We start from the raw sequence: 3,342 nt of genomic DNA, 5'->3' as shown, positions 1-3,342 counted from the left end.
TTGGTGCCCCTGATACTTACTATGCTGGCACTTACGGCCTCGGCATCGCCCAAGGCGACAACATCGTCGTGACCTTCACCAACCCAGTTACCACCTCTACTATCTGGAAAGCACCGCTGAAAATGACGGTGACGTATCTCTGATCGCGTAATCACTTAACTGAAATGCTTACAGCAGTGGGCCAGCGAAGTAGCGGAGATGTATCAGCAAAGAATGTTGAATTGGAGTGTAGCTGGCTGTCTTCTGGCTTAATTCAAGGAAATTCAACCATGAAAATTAATACACTTTATATGGCAGTGGCGGCAACAGCCTTTGGGCTCTCCTGCAATGCCATGGCGGCTCTGAACTTCACCGATGGCAACTTTACGGGCAGTGTGGATATCGGCGGCGATATTGTCGTGCCGCACGCCACTAACTTCTGGCAGTGGGCTACTAGCGATGCCATTGTCCTTGATTAAAACGTCACCACGCTGACTAATAATTACAAGACCATGACCATTCCAGTGGCCTCCAACCTACCACTGCTGGTGGGCCAGACCACGGCGGCAACCATAGGTAATCCAGGAAACGCAGGGGTCAACCCACAGATTGCCTTAACGACTGCTACCGGCGCAGCGGTGACCCCGTTGTGGGACACAACCGGTAACAGCGGCAAGGGCACCATCACCCTCCCAGTGACCGCCGCTGACGGCACGACCGTACTGGGCAGTATGAGCATGAAGGTTAAAGTTGGAGGCATCAGAGCTGTATTGGTATCGGGGAATGGAAATGTCGCGTTGCAGTCAACACATACCGAAAGCGGTGGAACTGACTTGTACGGTGCAGTCGCTCAGTCCCCCTCGGCAGCTGGATCCTTGGGATTAGGTTCAATTGCTGCCGCTTGGAACGAAGCGCTTGGAGCGTACTCCGCTAATGTCTTGCTTGCCCAACTAAATACTGCTAGCGGACGAACTGCTACTTATACACATGATAACCAACAACTAGCGTTTGGATTTGGGAATTCAGCTGAGTACTACGCTGGCACTTACGGCCTCGGCGTAGCCCAAGGCGACAACATCACAGTGAACTTCACCAATCCGGTTACCAATACCACGACGTGGAAAACCAGTCTGAAGGCCACCATTACGTACCTCTAAAATAGTGCTTATTTTTGGCCAGGGAAGGCCGGAAGCACCCTCCTGAATAGTTTTACCTGCTAGGCGCAGTTGTTTAATCTATGTCGCCATCTAGTTTAAGGCCAGGCAGCAACAAGGTATAAAAATGGTTGACATAAAGATGTCGGCCCGCTCCATCTCGATCAGTGACAATCCCGCTCGGTCTGCTTTCACTTACCGGCATATTCGATATCGGCGAATGTCAATTGCGACAGTAAAAAATTGGCGGATGAAATCCCGACATTAGTAAATTATAGGATTTCTAATGAGGTGGTCATTTACGCACCCAAGAAGACTTCATGTTCACAAAGTGTTTTATTCTGGAGGCCATCATAAAGGCCAGCAGTCGGAGATACCGACGTCATGCGTCAATTCGCGCATGGTTCTGGGCATTAACCTTTCGGATCCCCGCGTGGGGCTGAGGGTGTTCACTGTGAAGTGGCGACCCTCGCCCCACGCTTTTTTTTGCAGCACGTTAGCCCCTCCTCTCGAGGCGCTGCATTCACCGTTCCCCTCGCAGCGCCTCTCACCGCTCCAACCCCCTGCGTCGTTTGGGTTGAGCACCTCGATAAAGGCGCTGCAAATCCCAGCACTCAATTTTTTGCGGCCGCCGCCCGTTATAGAGTGATCGACTTCAACGTGTCGGACCGTGCAAACGCGATGGCCGCCTTTTCAGTAAAGGCCTGGGCATCGGCAGGACTCGGAATAGGCCCGGGCAGGTGCGTGTGCACCGCCAACTGAGCATTCATCTGCTGAATCAGATCGAGCACCTCGCCCACCACCTGGAACAGATTCACCGCCTCCGAACCGATCCAGTTTTTCGGCGCTTGCAGCAGCTGGCTCTTCCCCGCCACACTTCGCCGTAACCCCTCAATCCGTTCCTGCAGATCGCCACCCACCGTGGCATTGTGCGTCTGCCCCACCACCAGATTCAGATCCCGTCCGGTCGCCTGGTGCAAATCATCCACCGCCGCCAGGCTCGCCGATCCACCCGACAGCAGCTTGAGCGCGCCCAGCGCCTCGATGGTTTTTACACCTCCCACGGACTCGGTCGAGTGGTCATCGATGGTCTGCGTATGGCTCTGGAACTGCTCGCGGTTGTCCAGGGCTTCGACTTCGCGCTCGATCGCCTGATCGCGGATCTTGCCATCGGTCTGGCGCAGCCAGTTGCCGTCGGCGTCGACGCGCTGCTGGGCGGCGCCGCTGTGTTGCCACACCTGGTCGCCTTTCGGCACCTTGGGCAGGCTCAGCCCGTGCGGCAAAATCGATTGAATGTAAGGCTTGTTCGGCAGGCCGTAGGCAAAGCACACCACCACCCGCGTGCCTTCCTCCGGAAAGGCATAGAACCCCATCTCCTCGCCCCCGGTGACCACCGGCAACGGCACCCCAGTGAGCGGCGGCATGGCTGGATCCGGCTCATCGTCCGGGCCCAGCACTTCAATGTCCACGGCGTAGCGCGGGCGAAAGTCGTCGCACAGTCCGGCGTTCGCCGGCGCATCGGCCACGGCGACCACCCGGGCGAATCGCGGCAGGTGGTAACCACCGGTGAGTTCGGGGAATTGGCGCTCTACAGCGCGGCGGATTGCATCGTCCATTGAATGGCCATCTGGTCATTGGCGAGCGCCACCGTGGTGATACGCTCGCCGTTGTTGATCGTTGCACCTGGTCGCAACCCGGGAAGGGCCGCGACCATCGCGCTTTGGTTGCCCTGGTAGCCGTCAAACAGCTCCGTGGGGATTTGCAGCGGCGCACGGGCGCCGAAAAAACTGTCGGCCCAACTGCCGGCAAACACTTCGCCGTTGCCCAACTGGTGCCAGGTGAAGTCAGGAATGCTGAACACTCGGGCGAGACTGTCCATCGCCTGGTAACCGGCGGCGAGGCTGAAGAAGTACGGCGCCTTCACGCCGGCATAAGGCCGATCGGGAACACGAAAGCGCAACCCGGTCTGTTCACTGATCTCGGCCAGCACCGCACGCAGATCCACGTGACGCAGATTCATCGGCATCGGATTGGCCAGCACCGCAGCCAGCTCCCGGCAGAACAGCACCTGTTCGACCGCGTTGGCGGCCGTGCAGCGCTCGACGTAACCGATAAAGTGCCGTTGCAACGTGCCTTCGTTGTAGCCGATATCCAATGTCACCAGCCCTTTCAGCGGCACCGCGGATTGAACAGTGAAGTTCGCCCGGCC

General features: G+C 57.2%; 4 protein-coding genes and 1 pseudogene. 3 read left to right on the top strand and 2 right to left on the bottom strand.

Features of this window, described 5'->3' with window-relative positions; genetic code table 11:
• The 3 genes and pseudogenes from FGA82_RS33000 to FGA82_RS28040 all read left to right on the top strand — a co-directional run.
• Positions 1–143: pseudogene (locus tag FGA82_RS33000) on the top strand (hypothetical protein); the annotation flags it as partial.
• Positions 144–269: 126 nt separating this feature from the next.
• Complete coding sequence (locus FGA82_RS28045) at positions 270–458, top strand: hypothetical protein (protein WP_141129609.1); 189 nt, start codon at positions 270–272, stop codon at positions 456–458.
• 12 nt (positions 459–470) lie between these two features.
• Positions 471–1,136 (top strand): hypothetical protein, encoded by a 666-nt coding sequence (locus FGA82_RS28040; RefSeq protein ID WP_432767193.1) that lies wholly within the window; start codon positions 471–473, stop codon positions 1,134–1,136.
• Positions 1,137–1,771: 635 nt separating this feature from the next.
• Here FGA82_RS28040 and FGA82_RS28035 read toward each other — a convergent pair.
• Both FGA82_RS28035 and FGA82_RS28030 read right to left on the bottom strand, forming a co-directional pair.
• Positions 1,772–2,749, bottom strand: coding sequence for a hypothetical protein (locus FGA82_RS28035; protein WP_141129607.1), 978 nt, complete (start codon positions 2,747–2,749; stop codon positions 1,772–1,774).
• Positions 2,722–3,342: hypothetical protein (locus FGA82_RS28030; RefSeq protein WP_141129606.1), on the bottom strand; the 621-nt coding region annotated here is incomplete at its 5' end. The genes FGA82_RS28030 and FGA82_RS28035, both read right to left, overlap by 28 nt.

The sequence above is a fragment of the Pseudomonas fluorescens genome (genome assembly GCF_005938625.1).
In the GTDB taxonomy this organism is placed as follows: domain Bacteria; phylum Pseudomonadota; class Gammaproteobacteria; order Pseudomonadales; family Pseudomonadaceae; genus Aquipseudomonas; species Aquipseudomonas fluorescens_BD.
This window is presented reverse-complemented; position numbering and strand designations above follow the sequence as displayed.

What these genes read in the sequence shown, in the direction of transcription:
- FGA82_RS28045 (WP_141129609.1), top strand. Translation starts at nt 270, where the DNA reads ATGAAAATTAATACACTTTATATGGCAGTGGCGGCAACAGCCTTTGGG.
- FGA82_RS28035 (WP_141129607.1), bottom strand. Translation starts at nt 2,749, where the DNA reads ATGGACGATGCAATCCGCCGCGCTGTAGAGCGCCAATTCCCCGAACTC.